Raw genomic sequence first — 21,857 nt, 5'->3', positions numbered from 1 at the left:
ATTAATCAAAAAATTCCTTATACTTGTTTCTGTAGTAACATCGGACTTCTCGAATATGAATCTTTTCTTTAATAAAGAACACTCCATAAACAAAACCGTACAAATAAGCAACCCCGATGTAATAAGGGCGTTTTAAACAATATTTTACAGACTTAAACAGGGCATACAAAGGATGATAACCCCTATAATAGTCAGATTTACCACGCGTTTTATAGCCTTTCCAGAAGCCTTCTGTGCTGGTAGTAGGGCGGGCGGTGATGGCTATTATGTCATTGTATTTCATAATCTTCCAGCCGCCCAGGATGGCCAGTACATTTGACACAGAATCTGCAGAGTAACTTTGGGGGAAACCGCCGGATTCTTCGAAGCATTTCTTTCTCCAGACCCGCAGACCGCCTATTGGATTTTGTGAACGTCCGGTCTCGTTGACCAGGGAATCATTCAGGTAATACGCAGCCGTACCGCTACACACACCTATACACGGATTATTGTTCATGCGCTCAAGAATCGACTCGAAAAAGTTGTTCCCCAGAAACATATCAGCATCGATCAGAGAAATAAACTCACATGGGATGTCATTATTCTCACAAAAGTCAATTGCATATTTTATTGCATGATCTACAATCTTAGAGTAATGAAAAGTGAGATCCCTCACTGATTCTACCCCATGAATTATATGAACCCATTCATGTTTCCCCTCAAAATCCTTCAGAATATCCGGGGTTGAGTCCGTACTGCCGTCATCAACAATGACCCATAGATTTGGCTTAATAGTATTATTAAGAACCGATTCGATCAGTCCAGGTAATGACTTCTCTTCGTTTTTACAAGGAGTCACGATAATATAATCATTTTTTCCCATAACCCACCACGATCAAGATCTCTCTTTGATGATGTTTTCCTCAATAGAATCTACAATGAACTTAACTATATCGGTTGCACTGTCGTATAGTCTTTGAGCCTTTACTCGCCATTTATCATTTAGTTCCTTATCCCGGAGGAGCATTTCTGCTTTTGCAATGGCCTCATCTTTGTCTACTATAGTATAGCAAAGATCGTATTTAGTCTCAAGCTCATCCAGATAGCCCCGGCGGGTGTTAGAAACATAGATAGAGGGAACGCCCAGTATTGCAGACTCTGAGGCCATGGTTGCTCCTTCACCGATGTAGAGTTTGGCGAAGTGCAATATATGGTGTAGATGAGCAGGATCTATCTCAAGCTTGTGTTCTTCAATCAGCGGCCATTGATCAGTTTCTGAGAAGATGATGATCCTGCCATGTTCCTTAAGCCGGGAAATAAAATCACGTAGCTCTTCTTCTGATCCAAAACTGAACCCATGGGCCCCTATATCGTGATGCGAAGCAAGAGCAGATAATCTCAGGACTATGTAGTCCCCTTCAAGGCCATATTTTTCAATAACTGTCCTGTCTGGAGTAAAGTGATCCGGGTGCAGGTATGCTAGCTCATAATAGCCTTCAAATCGCACCTGCTTAGGTCCGAGATCCACGTAAAAGCTTGTTGAAGTGTATATCTTATCAGTGAACGGGAAAGTCAGCTTCATGACAAGACCGGCTATTTCAGTATCCGGGAATGCTATATGAGGTCTCCTGAGCAACCTGCTGACATGTGCGGAGTACGGGGAGCCGGGGCTTACAAATATATCCGGCCTGAACTTACTTGCAAACTGATATAAACGGAAGTCGTTGACCACAATTCCAAAAGCCTTTCCTCCGATGTTTGAGTAATAAGGGCATAAGTGATAATCGATCCCAAGGTCCTCAAGCATTCTTCGGGTATTCTCTTTAGCCCTTGCAAAAACCTTGACCTCATGGCCTTTATCTTGAAGTTCTGCAATAACATCCTTGAAAACGTTCACATCTTTGGGATGACCAATATCAAGCAATATTTTCATTCATATTCACATCCCCTATCTTTCTAGCCGGCACACCTGCAACGATCGTGTAAGCCCCTACATCCTTTGTAACAACTGAGCCTGCCCCGACAACAGCCCCTGCTCCAATATAGACATCCGGCATGATGATAACACCTGCACCTATCCATGCATCATCTCCAATGGTCACTTTCCCTCTCCGGACTTTCACATACGGATATATCCATGAATTATTAGGATCAGAAGAGGATAACAATATCACATTAGGTCCAATTGCTGCCCGGTTGCCAATTATCACATTTCCCCGGTCTTCAAGCTTTTCTGCGATTGTCAGCCCTTCCGCAATATAAGCCTGGGTGCCGATATGGTAACCGCACTTTCTATAGAGAAATAAGCGCAAAGCAGCGGACGGTATATTTTTCGCGATCCATTTAAATATCTTTTTTCGGAAACGCCAGAGCAATTGCGATCACACCATGAGTTTTTTATAAACTGAAAAGCCAAAGCCTGCAATACTGCTTCTTGCCCGGGAATGCACCTTCTCATATCTCCCGAAATTGACCATCTCCCCGCCAAACCTTCTCTTGAACTCCCGCACCCCATATGGTTTATCGGGGTGACCGGCTCCACCGAAATCAAAGACCTTGTACTTACCCGCATTTTCCTTGAGGACATGCCAGACGAGAAGCTCATCAACATAGTCGATCTCCGGCTTTGACCCTGCGTACCAGTCGTAGACCATGTCCTTATAGTTCAGCGTGATCCTTGTGCCTACAGGCTCATTGTCCAGCATTGCTATGAAAAAGTCTGCAAAGCCAGCCGGTGCGAGATCTCCGTAGACAGCCTTGAAAAGGGATATGTCTGCAATGGGAACCTTGAACCTTTTGTAAGTGTCGTCCACCAGGTCATAGCAGGCTGTGAGTTCTTCCATGCTGCTGACCTTTCGGACGACCATACCGTTCTTTTCAGCACGGTTTATACCTTTCCTGCGGGACTTGTGAATGTTTTGCCATATATCATCCTTATTCCTGTCAAGGTCTATCAGGAAATCCAGGTGCTGGTCATATTCATACCCAAGGGCAGCAAGCATCCCAGCAGAATCCTGCGTGTCCCACATGTTACGTACCTGGGTGTAAACGACCTTGTTACCAACAAGACGGTTATAGTGCTCCACCAACAGCCTGGCAGCTTCCCGGCCTGGCGGCGAATCAACGAAAAGTGGGCCTCCCTGCAGTATCGAGCGGGATGAGAACGCGGACAGCAAGCCGCCAAACTCTGAAATGATAGTTGTCTGCATGACTGCAAGTATATCTCCGGAGACAGAGTCCACCGCTGCAAGGCATACCGGATTATAATTCCTGGTCTTCCTATAGGCCCCTGTCATTATCGAAGACTGGAAAACATTACCCTGAGGGTGGGAAAGAACGAAATCTTCCCAGCGGGAAACATCAATAGAATCTGTAATCTCGATCATAGCACATCATCCAGTCCTGCTTTTGGCACGTTCGCCTGAGATCTTCCTGTAGTGGATGATCCCCGCTTTACCCACGTTCTTCACGTTCTGCATTACCAGTTCCTTAGTCCACCCGGACATACCGTCGCACCACCTGTTGGGATGGGCGAGGATGCATATCTGTGCGAATTCACGGCTTTTGACCAGCCGGATCACATCATCTGTGGTCCTTACCTTGCAGGCGAGCCTGCTGTTTGAACCGCCTGAGCACTCGTTAAGGACGTCCTTGACACGTATCTTCCTGTCAGCCCATGTCCTGCCGGTGTCTGTGAGGTATAGCACCCGGGAGTAATCCAGAGAAAAGTAGGGTTCTCCAATCAGCCCAAAATCCCTGAAATCGTAATCTTCCCACAGGTCCCTGTTGGACCATGAAGCGAGAGGGTTGCCGTGCATGCAGGCAGTTGTGACCTGCGCATATTTTCGAAGGTCTTCAAGCTCCTGCTTAAAGATCTCCAGGGCCTTTTGCGTATCGCCCTTTGCCTTGTCCATGACCTCGTAATGGAATCCCACTTCGTGACCCATGGAAGCAACCTCCCTGATGGCCTCGGGGATAAAGACATCCTTCATATGCCTGAAGTAGTAAGTGGACCTGATGCCCATACTGTGCTCCAGGCGGGCCATTGCAAGATTGCGCCCGACCTCCCGGTCCACATCGTGGCGCAGGATGACAGACCTCTTTGCAGGTGCCACAAGATGATCATGTACCGGCATTGGAAGGTAATCCACCGAGAGTATGGTCTCCAGAAGCTCTCTGTATTTGGACAATGTGAAATCTCGCACTCTCAGACCTCGGTTTTTTAACTTTAAAGGAACAACGTTACATCAAATGGTTCCGGTTTTATCAGGAATTATTTTTCTTAAATGTATTACATTATACTATGTGAACTACCACCCTATAAATAGAGTGGCTTCTTGCTTCATCTGTTTCTCCAGCGAGAATACATCCACAAGCTCAGACCGCAGTCCCTGCGGCGGTATTGTTTAGCGCGATATTCAGGATATTGATAGCTGCGTTAACATCTCTGTCATGTTTTGTATGGCACGAAGGACATTCCCAGCTTCTATCGTTCAACGTCAGATCAGTGTTTTTATAGCCACAAATACTACACAATTTGGAACTTGGCACAAACCTACCGATTTGTTGAATGGTCTTACCACACCACTCTGCCTTATATTTCAATTTCATTATGAAACTACCCCAGGCAACATCCGAGATTGCCTGTGCTAAGCAGTGGCTTTTGACCATTCCTGAAATGTTCAGATCCTCCAGGACGATAACTTGGTTCTCGTTTACCAACCTGTTGGATAACTTATGATGGAAATCATTTCGCTGGCTGGCTATTTTCTCATGTAGTTTAGCCACAACCAACTTTTGTTTTTTCCTGTTACTTGATCCTTTTTTCTTACGAGACAACGCCCGTTGTTCATGTTGCAATTTCCTGAGGGATTTCTTCAGATATCGAGGATTCTCGATTTTTTCACTAGTCGAAAGAATTGCAAAGTGACTAATACCAACATCAACTCCGATGCTTGGTCCCGAACTAACTTTCTCTGGAATTTCCCGACCATCTTCAACCAGTATGCTTATGAAATACTTGCCAGTTGGTGTTCTGGATACCGTAGCAGTCTTTGTTTCCCCTTCAAATCTGCGATGGAATTTGACCCTGACAGGCTCCTTTAGCTTGGGCAATTTAATCATGCCGTTATCGAGGTCCACTACATAATGCTGTGGAATATGGAACGATTGAACAGGATTGTTCTTTGACTTGAACGCAGGATATTCTGCTTCTTTCCTGAAGAACTTCTGAAAAGCTTTATCCAGGTTGTCAATCGAACCCTGTAAAGATTGGGAATTGACATCCTTCAACCAGTTGTATTGGGCCTTAAGACCAGGAAGCATTTTCTTGAGATCATTCTTATTTACTGATCTATTATCATTCAGATATGTTGTGCTCTTCAGATCCAATGCCCAATTGTATACGAATCGACAAGTACCAAACTGTTTCTCAAAGAGTTCTCTCTGGGAACTATTAGGATATAATCGATATTTGTAGGCTCTTAACATAATCAAAGTATTTTACGTGTCAATAGCATATATATTTAATGTTTAACAATCATTTATGATTCTAGACATCTCTTAGAGAGAAAATGGACATAATTCATCCACCATATAAACACGGTGGTTTTCTTACTCAAACGTGATAAAAAAATGGCCTCACACGATACCAACTTAATAAAAATTTAGTCATTAGACTTATATCCTTTGGAAAGCAATAAACAACACTCATATTAGGCAAGGTCACAATATGCAGGGTGAAAACAAAAACATAGTTCTAATTCTACTTGTGCTTGCACTTTTCACGGGAGCTACCATCGAGCTTAGTGAAGGTTCAACCATCATTGGCATTGTTCTGTTCATAATGGCAGCACTCCTCATTTCAAGGATCAAGCTCACTGGAGAGAATTCAGCTCTCAAGAACTCAAAAACATATCTTTTCGCGGGTCTGTTCATCATGGCGGCGGTCACAGTATTCAACCTTGCCACCAGGAGCAGCATAGGCACCCTGGACTCCATGACATTCCTCATAGGTGCCTCACTTCTTGCAATAGGTACTGCCAGGAAGGACATGAGACAGCTCGGGGAATTCGGCCTGTACATATCTGTCGTTTTCACAGCATTGTACCTTGTATTCTACACATTCTTCGGATTGTTCAATATAGATTTTGTTCATCTGTTCAATCACTACTTCGTACTTATGCCGACGGTGTCCCTGCTGAAGTTCACCGGCATTCCTGTAGAGATAGTTGCCATTGAGACCATCACTCTGTACGGTATCAAGGAAACAATGACCATTATTATCGGCGGGCCCTGCTCCGGACTATACTCCATGTTCCTGCTGATAGGAATAGTAGCTGCTTACTCCCGCATAGAGAGAATCCAGCTTAAAAAGTCACTTATGATACTCCTTTTCGCCGTATGTGTGGCCTATATCGCCAATCTTGTGAGGGTGTTCACCCTGTACGTGGTAGCTTATTATTACGGAATGGAAACAATGATGGTATTCCACACACACCTGGGATGGATACTCTTTGCAGGTACTGCAGGTCTTATTATGTACATCATGAACCGCAAAGATCTGCTCCGTAAATAACTTCGTCAATGAATCTGCGGTCCATCCTAGGGTCGCAGATAAGAAAAACAATACAACCACACGCCCAAGGCGGCACATTTCACCATTTTTAAATTGAAGCTCTGTAGAAAACATGCATCTTAATCACTAAACAGGGAGAATACAGAGAACAAATATTTTACTAATTTACATTCATGAGATTTCTACAAAACCTCAGGCAACACAGGTTCCACTAAAACAAAGGACACGCTCAATAAAAGTTACACAAAAACATTAAGGTAACCGTAATTAACAATCCTCCAAAAAAATAGCAAGGCATAGGCCTCACTCTTCGATAAGTCTCTTTTTGAACAGGTGCCTGGCTATCAGTAGTGCTAATAAAAGCAGGAACGTATAGACAACAGTTGTGCCCATCAATATAGGCAGGTTCCTGGAAAAGCCTTTAAGGATGAAGACAATGGCCACAATGATACCGAAAAGCACCATCATGTAAGAGACAAAACTGAAAAGCAAAGCCTTTTTCCAGTTTTTTATGGATCTGAAGAGATCAGATAGCATCGCAAACATAATATCACCCTTGGCAGTTACATGTATCGCTTATTTTTCCTATCGCACTCAAGCGCCGCTCAAAGTCCGGTTTGATCATGAACATTGAAGAGTAGACATCAAACACGTCATTGACCCGCAGGGGGTTCAGTAAGAACATATGAACATGGCCCGGATTGAAGTCCTCTATGCAATGCAGCCGGATATAATTGTTCATCCTGCACAGGGAGCCTGAAAGATAGCTTACATCTGCCATAACCCTGGCCGCCATCTCATCAGACCTGAAAGTAGAGTTGACACTGAACAGGTGCACCAGCAGGGCAGCAGGAAGGGATACAAGACCCATGCCAAGGAACCTGGCAAAGCGGGGAGCAGCATCTTTCTCCTGGCCAAAGCCGGCAAGCATGGACATCCACATGGCCACAGTGGACAGCGATGCGACAGTCCCTGCAACAAGGGCCACAACCGTGTTCAATGGAACAGATCCGCTTGCTATCTTTGCAGTCTCGCAGGTCAGCACTGCTTTCATCTCATCCTCATCCAGTATATCCAGCGCACCCTCGGAAATGACCACAGAGTAATTCCTGCCGTTTCCCACTGTGAACACGATAGGCACGGCAGATGCAAATGTATAAGCTTCTGGGCACGGAATGGAGAACTCTGATGCAAGGAAGGTCAATGAAGGGTTCAGCTCAGCATTTCTGGCTGGAGGCATCTTCCTGCATTTATACCACTTAAGCAGGAGTTTGGGAGAATATCGATAAACAGATATACTAAGCAACAGCGCCAGTATAAGAGAGGCAGCCGCTATATAGGGACCGCCAAAATAAAAAGCAACAGGAACTATTGCCAGTAAAGGTATACCAAGCAGAACGTACATTCGTTTATATATAATAATACCTCTTTTTATCTTACTTTGGCTGTATAACTATTTGTATAATTAGTTTTATAATTATTTATACGTAGAATAGCAAACCATACTTATATATTTTAGCAAATAATTAGTTTCAGCCAGCAATATAAATGCCATAAATACGAAAACAATTCCGGATGCTATGAAATTATTCAGGATAACGTGAGTCGATGCCAAGCTCTAAAAAATGTCTGTACACACAGGACCTGTTGCTCATGCTGGTCCTATCCCTTCTGTCGATTGTCTTTATTCTGGTATCTCCTTTCAATGAGACGCCGCTTAGGATAGTTTTCGCACTGCTGATCATATTCTTTATACCAGGATACGCTTTCATATCAGCCCTATTCCCCGGCAACCGGGAGATCTCAGGCATCGAGAGATTCACCCTGAGCGTAGGTTTCAGCATAGTGATAATGGTCTTTGACGGGTTCATCATCAGCGTTACCCAATGGAAGTTTAGGCCGGATTCTATAACCATATCACTCTCACTCCTAACTTTTGCATTCGTGCTTCTGGCATACCTTTCACGCAGCCGTCTTCCCCATGAGGAACAGTTCAGTTTCTCATATGGAGCCTTTGTCCAGTCCCTGAAAGAAGAAGAGAACGACCCTGAAGGACAGGAAGGTTCAGAAGAGCCTGAACAGGACACGCTACAATCGAATAACAAGAAATTCAGGGCAAAGACCCGTACAAAGATATCCACTGTAAAGACAGCTCCTGAAAGAAAGCTACCACGCTCTGAGAAGAACATACCGGACAGGATACCCCCTGCAGTGACAAAGGCCCTGATGATCGCAATGGTACTTTCCATCATCCTTGCGGGTGCAATGTTCGTCTATGCAAAGGAAACAAGAGAAAAAGAGACCTTCACTGCACTTTACATACTGGGAGACGGTGGAAAGGCAGAGAACTATCCTTCCACGCTTTCGATGACCCAGCCTACAAGCATCATAGCAGGTATTGAGAACTACGAGCATGAGGACGTTAATTACATACTTCAGGTAAGGCTGGACGGGACTGTACTTGGTCAGAAAGAGATATCCCTGCAGCATAAAGAAAAGTGGGAACAGGAACTTAAGATAAAAACGGCAGCTTACAAACAGGGCAGGCAAAGGCTGGACTTCCTCTTGTATAAGGAGACAGCTACCGGAGGAGCATACCGTTCAGTCCATCTGTGGGTCACACAGGAATTCGGCTCTCAGGTAGTGCCTGAGGACACTGTTGATACAGTGGTTGATACAGTGATAGATTTCATCACCATGGATAATCCCTCCATGGACCTTGACAGCGGATGGGAATTCACAACCACCAATGAGACCGTTGCCAGCGGCTCATACGTGGACGGAGGAGGCATATATTCCGGCAGAGCATATGTCATCAACAGCTCATACCAGGGACTGTTGCCACTCATCAACAGGCACTACATCTCCCAGGAGTTCCAAAGCGACAGGGAGGAGAATGTGCTTCTTTCAGTGTACCTGAAAGACACCTATACAAAAGGCACTGCCGGAAAAGACGAGGCCCAATCCAAGCAGGTACTTCTCAACGGGGCTGTTGTCTGGACAGACGGTATCAACGGCAATGAAGGATGGCAGCGTTTGCAAGTGCCTGTAACATTGGTTGAGGGAACAAACACTCTAGCGTTCACACTGATGCAGAACAGGAACCAGCTGCTTGAGCCAGTCGAAATGATAATTGACGAAATCAGTTTCCAGCCGGCTTCAGAGGTATCCCCATATCTCAGGGAAGACTACACCATTGAGTTCGACCTGCCTGTATCAAAGGTCCTCCCACTTGCAAAATCAATCAGCAACGAAAATTTCATTGTCAGCTGGAACGGGACAGACATTGGTTCGGGAATAGCATATTACAATATAGACTACAGTACAGACGGCACTACCTGGCAGAGATGGCTTAGCGGGACGACAGAGACCACTGCTCAGTTCAGCGGAAAAGCTGCCACTACATATTACTTCAGGTCAATGGCAGTAGACAACGCCCAGAACCGGGAGCCCATGCATCTTCTGCCTGACACCAGCACCACCATAGACGTTGCCAGGCTGGAAGTGACACTGGACATCACTCCAAACCCCACCAGCGAATCCACGAACCTGATAGTCGAGGCGACCAGGCCGCTAAGTGAGGTCACCTGCAACCTGAACTCTCAGAACTTCGGAGTATCGGACACTCTCAAGCTGACCACCAAGGATGGCGGTATCACCTGGACTGGCAAGTACACCCTCAAAGTTAAAGATAATTTCAATGTAGAGGTATTGGGTAAAGACTACTCGAACAACACCGCATATACATTCGGTACCATCTACTCCGATACTTCGCTTGAGAAACTTGTAATAAGAGCTTATCCGGAAAAGACATCATCAGATTTTGAGATAGGGATCACTCCTTCTTTCGCCCTGCAGGATACACCAAAGGTCACTGTACGGGACAGGAACGGCAAGGTCCTTGAAGTGGATTATGAAGAATTGTCAGGTAATGAGTATATTTATACTGTAACAGTAGATGATGATATTGCTGATGGTGTGGGACGGATCACAGCTACGGCAAAGACCAGCAATTCAGAGAGTCTCTATGAGGAAGAGACCTTCATTATTGACAGGGTCAAGCCCACTATACAGAGCAACACCCCTGACAGTGGCGAGACGGTGAACACGGACAGTCCGACTATCAAGGCATCGTACTCCGATGACCGTGCCGGAATAGAGAGGAGCAGAGTAATACTGCGCGTCAATGGCATTGATGTGACGTCCTCCGCGGAAGTGGGTTCAAGCTCCGTCTTATACACAGCCGCCGGGCTTGATAACGGACAGGTAGAGGTGTATCTGAGCGTAACCGACCAGGCAGGTAACAGTAGAGAAAAGACCTGGACATTTGTGGTCAATTCCGCCTGAGCGGGAACAAAGTGTGTTAGCGTGTATGATTGTCATCATCATAATCACATACCAACTCTCCGAAGAGTTTATATAAGAACCAAAGAGACATAGGGACGATATATAATTGATTTATATTTCAAAGGTGGTACAAAAATGAAAAGATTAATTATAGTAGCTCTTATGGCCCTTATCGCCATGATCGGAACTGCTTCAGCATATACTCCGGATGTATGGGATGCTGCAGGCGAGGGTCCCATCGGAGATCTCAAACTCAGCCCTGGAGACACAGTTGTCCTTAGTTACAGGATGCAGAGCATTAGCAGTGTAGAGTACGGAATGGTTTTGAATTACACCCAACAGGTATCAGTGGTCAGCGGAGGCGGATCTGAATCTGACATCGTGATCACAACTCCTGAGAATGTAACAGTTCCTGAAGCAAGTACATATACGGATGTCGGCGCCATCACTATCAGTATAGCTGCTAATGCACCTGCAGGCACTATCTACAGGGTTAGCATCGGTGCAGGCCCGGTCACAATAGAATCTGAGGTCGACTCTGCATCAAGGTATGTTAACACAGAGATCCCTGAGTTCCCAACCATTGCACTCCCGGTAGCAGCGATCCTCGGTCTTGCATTCTTCATGCAGCGCCGCAAGGAAGAGTAAGGAAATAACTTACTCCCCCTTTTTTTCTTTTTAGAAAGCAACTACTTTTGACATTCCTCAGTATTACTTCTTGGACTCATTATATCAGATGAACAATATCATACCACCTAAAATATTTGTCCTACATTCTGTTCCATCAACTTCGAGTGTGCTTAGCCCTTACACAACGAGGGTCAGAAACTTGAATCTCCTCGGGCCCACTTAACTTTTCTAAAGTTTCTGTTATCTTTTCTAACTTCTGTTCTAACACATTTACACGGGATTCTAGTTCAGAACTATTCAGTGATTGTGTAATGGTCTGCATTAATTACGCAATGTTTTCTGTAGAGTTACCCAATGGCTATGTACTCTCTCCGTCGAAGCCGTCGTCATGAGCAAGTTTCACTTGGAAAATAGTTCCCCTCGTTGATCGGTTTGAAAGAAAATAACCAGATGATGTTGATTTCAATAGATTCCCACAAGCCAATAAGGCATTCCTGAGATGTCAAATATAATTGGCCCTAGAGTCCCTAAGATTATTTTCTAAACCACCTTCGATATGGGACTTGAAATTACGAAGGTATCGAACAATAGCATCTGATTGAAATATAGACCCCTTTACCAAAATAAGCTTCGTGTAGAAAAAAAGAGCCCTTACAAAAATAAAGCTCCATCCGATATTAAAATCAGGTTTGGTTAAATAAGAAAACTGACTTAGTAGGTGTTGCGGGTCGTGGGGGAAAATGAACCGCAACGGGAGTGGATCAATTGAGGGATGTTGGGGAACATCTCGGATTCGCAAAGAGAGAGGCGCCTTAAAGCGTGGTGGTTTGTCCGGCGCCTCATCCTCTATTCACAACTAGACCAAAAAGGATTTTTTAGTATAAAATAGTCTCGTTATCGAAAATGTTTTCATACGAGGAATATTTTGATTACAGTCCTGTTATGGGTGTTGAGTCTTTCAGGTAATATTCAAATAGTGCTTTTCCCCACTCAAGTGCATTTGAACTATTGCACCAAATAAAACTAACATTGCTTTTACTGTCTGTTCTTAGTAAGCGCATGATTATGTAATAATCATTTAATCCGAATGACAAAAAACCGACTTTTCCGACATAAGTGTAGAAGTTTGCTCTTTTGTGTTGGATAATTTGGTTTAATTCGCTATTGCCATGGGACTTCAATTTATTATATAAACTGGAGGAGATTATGAAATGAATGTTAACATCATTAGAAACCAGGTCATTAAACAGTTCCATATAATTTGGAAATAGGAATTCCGTCATCACATAAACAGAATGGGATATTTTAGAAGCGTCATGAAATTGGAAATTTTCATTGTATGAGTCACTAAGTTTGGGGGTTAAGATACTGCATCTTTTAAGCATGGATATTGTATCTGCAAGATGTGAAGGAATGAAGTTTAAATCACTAGTCCCCCAGTAATCAATATCAATGTCAAGTGTTTCACTTGTCTCTACAAGAGGTGGTATTCTCTCAGCCACTAGTTTACCAATCTTTGTTAAACCATAGGAGTCATCAAAATGGGATATCAGGTAATGTTCCTCCAATATCCTTATCTGAGGAAGTAAAGATTGTCGTGTTGTATCAAGAGATTTGAGAATATCCTCCATCTGTCTGGGGCCATTCTGTAATAAGAGGAGCACGCCTTTTCTTTTCTCAGAGGCAAATATTACATCAATCAGGGGTTTCTTCAATATGCTCACTCCCTAATTTTCATATGTTGACAATGATATTTAATGTAAGCCGAAACAAGCACAAAACTTTAGGGGTTTAAAATTCTAGTGTCAAAGTTCAGTTATTAGTTTTGAATCTTTCAAGTAGTACTCAAAGAGCTCTTTTCCCCATTGAAGCGCACTTTTACTTGAACAAATGACATCCTTATTATCAGGATTACCGTCTTTTGTTAACAATTGCAGTAGCATGTTATAGTCATTGATTGAAAAAGATAAGAAATCAAAGCTGCCACTGTACATATACAAATTAATGTTTGGACTTTTAATCAATGCCTGCGTGTTATCAAAATGTTCATTAAACAGTTTCCTGAAGAGCTCTTCTGTGATAATTATTGATATGGAAACGTTATTTGCAATTAACTCAGAAAGTATTCTCTCAAAATTAGGAAATGAATATGATGTGACAGTGTATACGGCTTTTGACTTCTTTGCTCCTTCAGTGAACTGCTTATTTTCCTCAAATATTTCATGCAAAGGAATTTCAATAACGGTGCATGCCTTCAGTTCATCCATTCTCTCAAAGAGATGTTGTGGCATAAAATCGAGCTTATGAGTACCCCAATACTCAATATTGACATCAAGAAAATCAACCACATCTAAAAGAGAGATCATGTCCTTCGTTATGAGCTTTCCAAGTGTTGTTAATTGATATATGTCTTTATCGCTGGTTACAAGGTGATGCTCTTCAAGTACTCTTATCTGTGGAAGTAATGCTTGTCTCGTGGTGCCAAGAGATTTAAGAAGATACTCCATTTCCTGAGGTCCATCGTTCAGTAGTAAAAGAGCATTCTTCCTTTTCTCAGACATGAAAAGAACATCAAGCAGTGGCTTCTTCATTGTCTCTACTTCCTGTGAGAACATACGACCTATAGAATAACTACATAGTAATGTTTGTATGGCTAATTCTATTTATAGTATTTTAGGCGAGAATTAGCTGTGTAGATTAAAGGTTTACGAAGCTCAAAAAGAATAAGAAACCGGTACTTAAATTGTAATTACCGATGCAAAATCTTTGCGGCGACGAACTTTATATATGTTAACGCCGTTAACTCCCTATAGAGGTGCGTGTTCTCTTTTACCACCCCCAACACCCACTCCCAACAACGCGCACCTCGGTCAAAACATTTACACCTTTAGAGGTCATGCTGCTGCTACCTATTCTAGATGGTACTTAGCCTCTCTAAAAGTCCTCCATATTAGAGTAGTAATTAAAGTACAATAATCTATAAAGTACTGCCAATTATTGGTAATATTTGTAAATTGTGCTTCGTAGCCTATTATTTAGATAAGTCTTCTACAGAGCTGACCTATAGAAATTCATGTTAATCCCAATTATAATCAAATCTTACTCTAAACAGGAACTTGCGAGGATTAAAGCGTCATCTTAGTTTTATCATATTCAGATGCAACAAAAACCTGCACATCCGAAGGACATTTGCCCCAACTGCATAAACATAGTCCATGACAATAAATTATGTTGTATTTGTCCGCTAACTGATAAGAGCTCAAAAAAAGGCCGTGATAAAATCGAACAATCTTTTACCTTCTATTAGCGTGGAAAAACACAAAAAAGGATATTTCTAAAACTGTGTAAATAAGAGAACCTCATCATTATGATGATGAGCACTTCGAACTCTTTTTGCAAATGTTTATATAGGAATACAGATGAGTACAACTGATTAAGATAAATCTTACTAATGTAAAAGGTGGTACAAAATGAAGAAAATAATATCACTCCTATTCATAGCAATAATTGCTATGGCAGGAACAGCATACGCATATGATGCAAATATATGGAATGCTGCAGGAACTGCAGCTGTTACAAACCCCATTGTCCTCCAGCCAGGACAGACACAGATATTCAGTTACCATGGAGCAAACTTCGCTGCACCTAACCAGGTAATGCCTTATTCATACAATGTACAGGCACTTCCAGGAACTGGAGCAGATCCATCGGATATGACAGTTGTCATTTCAAAGGCAAACTTTGAACCAGGAATTGAAGACCCATACACTGATGTAGGCGTAATTTCAATCAGTCTCAGCGAAGATGCACCTGCAACAGGAAAGTGGAGAGTAACCGTCACTGCAGGAGAAGACACCAACACTCTTGATGTAGGCTCAGCAGCAAGGAACTTCGAGATCCCTGAGTTCCCAACCATTGCGCTCCCGGTAGCAGCGATCCTCGGTCTTGCATTCTTCATGCAGCGCCGCAAGGAAGAGTAAGTAAATAACTTACTCTCATCTTTTTCCTTTCTTTTTTTCTGTTATCTTTTCTCACTACTCAAACCTTATATTCCTGCAACCCCATTCTTTTCTGAAAATACCAGAAGATGATACTATGGAAGAACTGATCACTAAATTATCAAATGCTCACGGCATCTCAGGCAGCGAAGGGAACATCAGAGCAATTCTTGAAGAGGAGCTCAGACCCTATGTAGATGAAATGCGGGTGGACAAAATGGGCAATCTCATCACGGTCAAAAAAGGCGATGGCCCATCAATTATGCTCGCGGCACACATGGACGAGATCGGACTCATGGTCAAGTATATCGACGACCAGGGTTTCCTTAGGTTCGTGAAAATAGGAGGATGGTTCGATCCTACCCTGCACAGCCAGAGGGTCATAGTCCATACAGAGAAAGGTCCCATACCAGGGGTCATCGGTTCAAAGCCTCCGCATGTCATGAAGGACGAGGAAAGGAAGAAACCGGTCAATGCGGATGACATGTTCATTGATGTGGGTGCCAACGACAAGGAAGATGCACTGAATATGGGAATCACTATAGGTACCCCTGTTTCCATGGACCGTGAGGTCAAAAAGCTTGCAAATGGGAAGATAACCGGAAAGGCATTTGATAACAGGGCAGGCTGCGCCATTATTATCGATGTCATGCGCCAGATATCAAAGATGGACATCAAGGCAACCGTCTATGCGGTTGGTACGGTGCAGGAAGAAGTAGGCCTCAAGGGTGCCAGAACATCCGCATTCGGACTCAACCCCGACCTTGCCATAGCTATCGACACGACCATTCCCGGAGATCATCCCGGTATTGATAAGAAGGATTCCGTGCTGGATATCGGCAAAGGAGGAGCTATCACGATCGCCGATGCAGCTGGAAGGGGCTTAATAGCCGCACCGCAAGTGGTCAAATGGCTTATCGAGACCGCAAAGAAGAACGATATCCCATACCAGACTGATGTGGGAGATGGTGGTACAACAGATGCCACCGCCATACACCTCACAAGAGAGGGCATCCCCTCCACCGTGGTCAGTGTTGCAACAAGATACATCCACTCCCCGGTAGAGGTTCTTGATGTTGCCGACCTGAAGCATTGCTCCGACCTCATAGCAAAGGCAATGCTCAGTGTGAATGACTATTTCTGAGCGGACAGGGGTTCATCCCCTTTTCCTTTTTTATTTTTTGCCCATCATAAGTGATTCTTTTCCGAAGCTTTGTTTTAGACACAGATTTACACAAATGAACACGGATTCCTGAAAAACACTTGTTATCAGAATCCTGAAGTAGGAAATCTGTGTAAATCGGCGTTAATCCGTGCTTTATATAAGGCCTGGCTGAAGAATGTCCTCAGATGATTGAATTTGGATCACATGAAGAATCGTGATAGAATAATCGTCATACATATATAGCACTTCAGTATATCCCTCTACGCTGTTATTTGAACAGACAACAAAATGTGAGGGATTATATTATTTAATAATGTTCGGTTTTTAGACACTACTCTCAGAGACGGTGAACAGACACCAGGTGTAGCGCTTACCAGTGAAGATAAGATAGCTATTGCTACAAAACTGGATGAGCTGGGTGTGAATGTGATCGAGGCAGGCTCTGCCATCACATCCGAAGGTGAGCGCGAGTCCATCAGAGCAGTGGCAGCTGAAGGATTGAACGCTGAGATCTGCAGTTATTGCAGGATCATGAAGCAGGATGTGGATTTTGCCCTGGCATGTGACGTGGACTCGATCCACCTGGTGGCGCCCGTATCCGACCTCCATATTCAGGTAAAGTTACGCAAGGACAGGGAAACCGTGAGGCAGATGGCCATTGAGACCACTGAGTATGCCAAAGAGCACGGGCTCATCGTAGAGCTGAGCGGCGAGGATGCTTCAAGGGCAGACATGGATTTCCTTAAGTCCCTTTACATTGATGGGATACAGGCAGGTGCAGACAGGTTATGCTTCTGTGATACTGTAGGACTGCTTGTCCCGGAGCGGACAGAAGCCATATTCCGGGATATCACATCCGCAGTCAGCGCACCTGTAAGTATTCACTGCCACGATGATTTCGGACTCGGTACCGCAAACACCATTGCAGCCCTGCGCGCAGGTGCCAGACAGGCACATGTGACAATCAATGGCATTGGTGAAAGGTCTGGTAACACCTCACTGGAAGAAGTGGTAATGGCCATTGAGTGGCTGTACAAATGTAAGACCGACATTAATACAAAAGAGATCTTCAAGACCTCAAGGCTTGTGAGCAGGCTGACAGGCATACCCGTAGCGCCTAATAAATCCCTCGTCGGAGGGAATGCATTCACCCATGAAGCAGGTATCCATGTACATGGCCTTCTGGCAGACACATCCACCTATGAGCCCATCCGGCCCGAAGTGATAGGCAGGGAGCGCAAGATAGTACTTGGCAAGCATGCTGGCAAAAGCTCGGTCACCCTTGCAGTGAAAGAGATGGGACTGAGTGTTGATGACGTCCAGCTGCAGGAAGTGCTCGACAGGGTAAAGGAGCTTGGGGACCACGGAAAGAGAGTGACCGATGCAGACCTGCAGACCATTACGGAGACAGTGCTCAATATCCAGAGAGAAGCAAAGGTAGTCCTGGAAGAATACACGGTTGTTTCAGGCAACAGGGTAATCCCGACAGCCTCTGTGAGACTGAGGGTGGACGGGAAAGAGGTCATAGTGGCAAGCACTGGCGACGGGCCCGTAGATGCAACCCTTGCCAGCATCAAGAAAGGTATCAAAAGCCTTGGTGATGTGCAGCTTGAGGAGTATCATGTGGATGCTATTACCGGCGGTACCGATGCGCTTGTAGAAGTGCTTGTAAAGCTCTCCAAGGATGGAAAAATGGTGACGTCCAGAGGTGCACGCACAGATATTGTTATGGCATCTGTGGAAGCTGTGCTGAACGGCATCAATCGCCTTATCTGAAAAGGACCGCAAATTTCGCATATTCATTAAAAAATCATATCAGAGGATTCATATGACCGGACCTACCGAAAGAATGACAGGAGCCAGAGCCCTCATTGAGTGCCTGTACAGGGAAGGAGTTGATACCATCTTCGGATACCCCGGAGGAGTTCTGCTCCCTATTTATGATGAACTGTACAGTTCCGATATCCGCCATATACTGGTAAGGCACGAGCAGGCTGCAGCACATGCTGCGGAAGGTTATGCAAGGGCCACCGGAAAGACAGGCGTATGTCTTGCAACCTCCGGGCCAGGGGCAACCAACCTCGTCACAGGCATAGCGAACGCATACATGGACTCCATACCCATGGTAGCACTTACCGGGCAGGTACCCAGTTCAATGATAGGTAATGACGCATTCCAGGAAGCGAACATTACGGGCATAACCATGCCCATCACCAAGCACAATTACCTTGTACAGGATGTTAAGGAACTCCCAAGGATCATCAAAGAGGCATTCCACATAGCATCCACCGGAAGACCCGGGCCGGTCCTTGTCGACCTGCCCAAGGACATTACAACAGATATGATCGACTTCCATTATCCGGACAAGGTGGAACTGAGAGGTTACAACCCTACCTATGAAGGTAACCTTCAACAGATCAAAAAAGCTGCCGTAGAGATCGGGAAGTCAAAGAGCCCGGTAATATATGCAGGCGGAGGAGTCATCAGCGCGGATGCTGCTGCTGAACTAAAACAATTTGCCGAAAAGGCCCAGATCCCCGTGACCACAACCCTCACTGGCATGGGTGGGTTTCCGGGGAATCATCCCCTTTTCATGGGAATGCCAGGCATGCACGGCACAAAGTATGCAAATTACGCGATCCAGGAATCAGACCTGCTAATTGCCGTCGGTGTGAGATTCGATGACAGGGTCACCGGCAAAATAAAATCATTTGCATCAAACGCAAAGATAATCCACATCGATATCGATCCCGCAGAGATATCCAAGAACATAAAGGTTGACATACCAATAGTGGGAGATGCAAAATGGATACTTGCCCACCTTATTAAATACGCAGGGAAAGCGCAGTCAGAGGAATGGATTGAAAAGATTGACGGCTGGAAAAAACAGTATCCTCTCCACTATATGGAACCTGCCGGGGACGAGATCAAACCCCAGTATATCGTCGAGCAGATCAACGCTGTCTGCCCCGATGCTATCATAGTAACAGAGGTTGGCCAGCATCAGATGTGGGCTGCCCAGTATTTTAAATACACCGAGCCCAGGACATTTATATCATCAGGCGGGCTCGGGACCATGGGATATGGGTTCCCTGCCGCTATAGGAGCAAAGGTAGCCAGGCCTGACAAGGTTGTTATTGACGTTTCAGGTGATGGTTCCTTCCAGATGAACTCCCAGGAAATGGCCACCATCGTTCAGAACAATATCCCGGTCATCATAGCCATATTCAATAATGGATTCCTGGGTATGGTCAGGCAGTGGCAGGAGATATTCTACGGTAAGAGGTATTCCTCTACCTGTATAAGGGACAGCGTTGACTTTGTCAAGCTTGCCGAAGCGTACGGTGCTCTGGGAATAAGGGCAACAACACGTGATGAGGTCCGCCCTGCCCTTGAAAAGGCCATCGCATCAGGCAGGCCTACATTGATAGACTTCATAGTCGAGTGCGAGGAGAATGTTTCACCCATGGTCCCGGCTGGCGCTGCTATCAATGAGATACTTGACCTGGAGAGGAAAGAATGAGACATACACTTTCAGTTCTGGTTGAGAACAGGCACGGTGTACTCGCAAGGGTCGCAGGTATGTTCGCAAGAAGAGGATATAACATTGACAGCCTGACTGTCGGGGTCACGGAAGACCCCACAATCTCCCGTATGACAATTGTGGTCAGGGGCGATGACGAGGTCCTCGAGCAGGTCACAAAACAGCTCAACAAGCTCATCGATGTTATCCGTGTCAGCGACCTTAAAGCAGAAGACACCGTTGAAAGAGAGATGGCGCTGTTCAAAGTGAGCTCGGACGTCAACAACAGGTCCGAGATCATGCAGATAGTAGACATATTCCGCGCGAGGATAATAGACGTGGCTCCAAGATCGATGATCGTGGAAGTGACAGGTGACGAAACCAAGATAGAGGCCATCGAGCAGCTCCTGCGCCCCTTCGGGATAAAGGAAATGGTCAGGACCGGCAAGGTAGCCCTGAGGAGAGGAGCGAAAGGTGTTTCAAGCTGAAAGTACAGTTTACAGCCTAATTTTCATTTACTAGATGAAATTCATTTACATAAATATTCACGCAAATATTCACATAAAGAGGTACTAGATAATGGCACAGATGTTCTATGATAATGACGCAGACCTGAATGTACTGAAAGGTAAGAAAATAGCAGTTATGGGTTATGGAAGCCAGGGGCACGCCCAGGCACAGAACCTACATGACTCCGGTCTTGACGTGGTCGTCGGTTTAAGAAAGGGCAGCAAACGCTGGAAACAGGCTGAGGATGATGGCCTTAAGGTCATGACAGTAGCAGATGCTGCAAAGGCTGCGGATATCATACAGATACTTCTGCCCGATGAGACACAATCCCAGGTATACGCCAGCGAGATAGAGCCAGGACTTGAAGCAGGGAACGCTATTGTGTTCTCACACGGATTCAACATCCATTACAACCAGATCGTACCCCAGAGTGATATCGATGTTTACATGGTAGCACCAAAGAGCCCCGGACACCTGGTAAGAAGGACCTACAGGGAAGGTGCAGGAGTACCCGGCCTTATCGCAGTTTACCAGGATGCCACAGGCAATGCAAAGAAACTTGCACTTGCACACGCAAAGGGTGTCGGATGCACACGTGCCGGAGTATACGAGACAAGCTTCCGTGAGGAAACCGAAACCGACCTCTTCGGAGAGCAGGTTGACCTATGTGGCGGCGTTGCTTCACTTATCAAGATGTCATTTGAAGTGCTCACCGAGGCAGGATACCAGCCTGAAATGGCATACTTTGAGACATGCCACGAGCTCAAGCTTATAATCGACCTCATCTATGAGGGAGGGCTCGAGAAGATGTGGTACTCCGTATCCAACACTGCAGAATATGGTGGCATGACAGTCGGACCAAAGGTCATAAACGAACTGTCCAGGGAAGCCATGTATGATGCACTGGAAAGGATCCAGAACGGAGAATTTGCCCGTGAGTTCGTGCTTGAAGGCAGAGCGAACAGACCTGTGCTCACAGCCATGGAAAGAATGGACAGAGAGCACCCTGTGGAAGTCATCGGCAAACAGATCAGAGCAAAGATGCCCTGGCTCAACAGCGGACTTAACGAAAAGTAGGCCTTCAGCCTACATCTTTTTCTATTTTTGATTACAAAGTACTCACCATTA

General features: G+C 44.9%; 20 protein-coding genes. 9 read left to right on the top strand and 11 right to left on the bottom strand.

Going from position 1 to position 21,857, the window contains the following annotated elements; genetic code table 11:
- Position 1 precedes the first annotated feature (1 nt).
- From QZZ22_RS11635 to tnpB, 6 genes are all read right to left on the bottom strand, one after another.
- Positions 2-862, bottom strand: coding sequence for a glycosyltransferase family 2 protein (locus QZZ22_RS11635; protein WP_292465042.1), 861 nt, complete (start codon positions 860-862; stop codon positions 2-4).
- 12 nt (positions 863-874) lie between these two features.
- Positions 875-1,912 carry a DUF354 domain-containing protein gene (locus QZZ22_RS11630; RefSeq protein WP_292465040.1) on the bottom strand — a complete coding sequence of 346 codons (1,038 nt, stop codon included), beginning with the start codon at positions 1,910-1,912 and terminating at the stop codon, positions 875-877.
- Positions 1,896-2,291 (bottom strand): DapH/DapD/GlmU-related protein, encoded by a 396-nt coding sequence (locus QZZ22_RS11625; protein WP_292465038.1) that lies wholly within the window; start codon positions 2,289-2,291, stop codon positions 1,896-1,898. The genes QZZ22_RS11630 and QZZ22_RS11625 overlap by 17 nt, the downstream gene beginning before the upstream one ends.
- A 69-nt stretch (positions 2,292-2,360) precedes the next feature.
- The gene (locus QZZ22_RS11620; protein WP_292465035.1) at positions 2,361-3,365 is read right to left on the bottom strand and encodes a GNAT family N-acetyltransferase; all 1,005 of its coding nucleotides are present in this window, start codon (positions 3,363-3,365) and stop codon (positions 2,361-2,363) included.
- A gap of 6 nt (positions 3,366-3,371) precedes the next feature.
- Positions 3,372-4,169 carry a hypothetical protein gene (locus QZZ22_RS11615; protein ID WP_292465034.1) on the bottom strand — a complete coding sequence of 266 codons (798 nt, stop codon included), beginning with the start codon at positions 4,167-4,169 and terminating at the stop codon, positions 3,372-3,374.
- A 187-nt stretch (positions 4,170-4,356) separates the two neighbouring features.
- Positions 4,357-5,469 carry an IS200/IS605 family element RNA-guided endonuclease TnpB gene (tnpB, locus tag QZZ22_RS11610; RefSeq protein ID WP_292465032.1) on the bottom strand — a complete coding sequence of 371 codons (1,113 nt, stop codon included), beginning with the start codon at positions 5,467-5,469 and terminating at the stop codon, positions 4,357-4,359.
- 241 nt (positions 5,470-5,710) lie between these two features.
- Here tnpB and artC point away from each other — a divergent pair, with 241 nt between their 5' ends.
- Complete coding sequence (gene artC, locus QZZ22_RS11605) at positions 5,711-6,556, top strand: archaeosortase C (RefSeq protein WP_292465030.1); 846 nt, start codon at positions 5,711-5,713, stop codon at positions 6,554-6,556.
- Between the two features lie 303 nt (positions 6,557-6,859).
- On the opposite strand, the gene QZZ22_RS11600 is transcribed toward artC, so the two are convergent.
- Positions 6,860-7,102, bottom strand: a complete 243-nt coding sequence (locus tag QZZ22_RS11600) for a hypothetical protein (protein WP_292465029.1) — start codon at positions 7,100-7,102, stop codon at positions 6,860-6,862.
- Positions 7,103-7,106: 4 nt separating this feature from the next.
- Positions 7,107-7,961 carry a M48 family metalloprotease gene (locus QZZ22_RS11595; protein WP_292465026.1) on the bottom strand — a complete coding sequence of 285 codons (855 nt, stop codon included), beginning with the start codon at positions 7,959-7,961 and terminating at the stop codon, positions 7,107-7,109.
- A 203-nt stretch (positions 7,962-8,164) separates the two neighbouring features.
- Here QZZ22_RS11595 and QZZ22_RS11590 point away from each other — a divergent pair, with 203 nt between their 5' ends.
- Together QZZ22_RS11590 and QZZ22_RS11585 are read left to right on the top strand one after the other, a co-directional pair.
- Positions 8,165-10,903, top strand: coding sequence for a DUF1616 domain-containing protein (locus QZZ22_RS11590; RefSeq protein ID WP_292465025.1), 2,739 nt, complete (start codon positions 8,165-8,167; stop codon positions 10,901-10,903).
- A gap of 135 nt (positions 10,904-11,038) precedes the next feature.
- Positions 11,039-11,551 carry a PEF-CTERM sorting domain-containing protein gene (locus QZZ22_RS11585; RefSeq protein WP_292465022.1) on the top strand — a complete coding sequence of 171 codons (513 nt, stop codon included), beginning with the start codon at positions 11,039-11,041 and terminating at the stop codon, positions 11,549-11,551.
- Positions 11,552-12,244: 693 nt separating this feature from the next.
- Here QZZ22_RS11585 and QZZ22_RS11580 read toward each other — a convergent pair.
- The 3 genes from QZZ22_RS11580 to QZZ22_RS11570 form a co-directional block, all read right to left on the bottom strand.
- Positions 12,245-12,376, bottom strand: coding sequence for a hypothetical protein (locus QZZ22_RS11580; protein ID WP_292465019.1), 132 nt, complete (start codon positions 12,374-12,376; stop codon positions 12,245-12,247).
- Between the two features lie 86 nt (positions 12,377-12,462).
- Positions 12,463-13,257, bottom strand: coding sequence for a transcriptional regulator FilR1 domain-containing protein (locus QZZ22_RS11575; RefSeq protein WP_292465017.1), 795 nt, complete (start codon positions 13,255-13,257; stop codon positions 12,463-12,465).
- 81 nt (positions 13,258-13,338) lie between these two features.
- Complete coding sequence (locus QZZ22_RS11570) at positions 13,339-14,124, bottom strand: winged helix-turn-helix domain-containing protein (protein WP_292465014.1); 786 nt, start codon at positions 14,122-14,124, stop codon at positions 13,339-13,341.
- 879 nt (positions 14,125-15,003) lie between these two features.
- Between QZZ22_RS11570 and QZZ22_RS11565 the strand changes: the two genes are divergently transcribed.
- The 6 genes from QZZ22_RS11565 (at position 15,004) to ilvC (ending at position 21,806) form a co-directional block, all read left to right on the top strand.
- On the top strand, positions 15,004-15,513 hold the full coding sequence (locus tag QZZ22_RS11565; protein ID WP_292465012.1) for a PEF-CTERM sorting domain-containing protein: 510 nt from the start codon (positions 15,004-15,006) through the stop codon (positions 15,511-15,513).
- Positions 15,514-15,628: 115 nt separating this feature from the next.
- Positions 15,629-16,675, top strand: coding sequence for a M42 family metallopeptidase (locus tag QZZ22_RS11560; protein WP_292465010.1), 1,047 nt, complete (start codon positions 15,629-15,631; stop codon positions 16,673-16,675).
- Positions 16,676-16,993: 318 nt separating this feature from the next.
- Positions 16,994-18,472, top strand: a complete 1,479-nt coding sequence (locus tag QZZ22_RS11555; RefSeq protein WP_292465083.1) for a (R)-citramalate synthase — start codon at positions 16,994-16,996, stop codon at positions 18,470-18,472.
- Positions 18,473-18,524: 52 nt separating this feature from the next.
- Entirely contained in the window at positions 18,525-20,219 is a 1,695-nt protein-coding gene (locus tag QZZ22_RS11550; protein WP_292465008.1) for an acetolactate synthase large subunit, read from the top strand.
- The gene (gene ilvN / locus QZZ22_RS11545; RefSeq protein ID WP_292465005.1) at positions 20,216-20,707 is read left to right on the top strand and encodes an acetolactate synthase small subunit; all 492 of its coding nucleotides are present in this window, start codon (positions 20,216-20,218) and stop codon (positions 20,705-20,707) included. Before QZZ22_RS11550 ends, ilvN begins: the two co-directional genes overlap by 4 nt.
- Positions 20,708-20,798: 91 nt before the next feature.
- Positions 20,799-21,806 (top strand): ketol-acid reductoisomerase, encoded by a 1,008-nt coding sequence (gene ilvC, locus QZZ22_RS11540; RefSeq protein ID WP_292465003.1) that lies wholly within the window; start codon positions 20,799-20,801, stop codon positions 21,804-21,806.
- Positions 21,807-21,857: the final 51 nt, after the last annotated feature.

It is taken from the genome of Methanolobus sp. (assembly GCF_016278365.1).
In the GTDB taxonomy this organism is placed as follows: Archaea; Halobacteriota; Methanosarcinia; order Methanosarcinales; family Methanosarcinaceae; genus Methanolobus.
The sequence above is the reverse complement of the archived record's forward strand: the minus strand, read 5'-3'. Positions and strand labels throughout refer to the sequence as shown.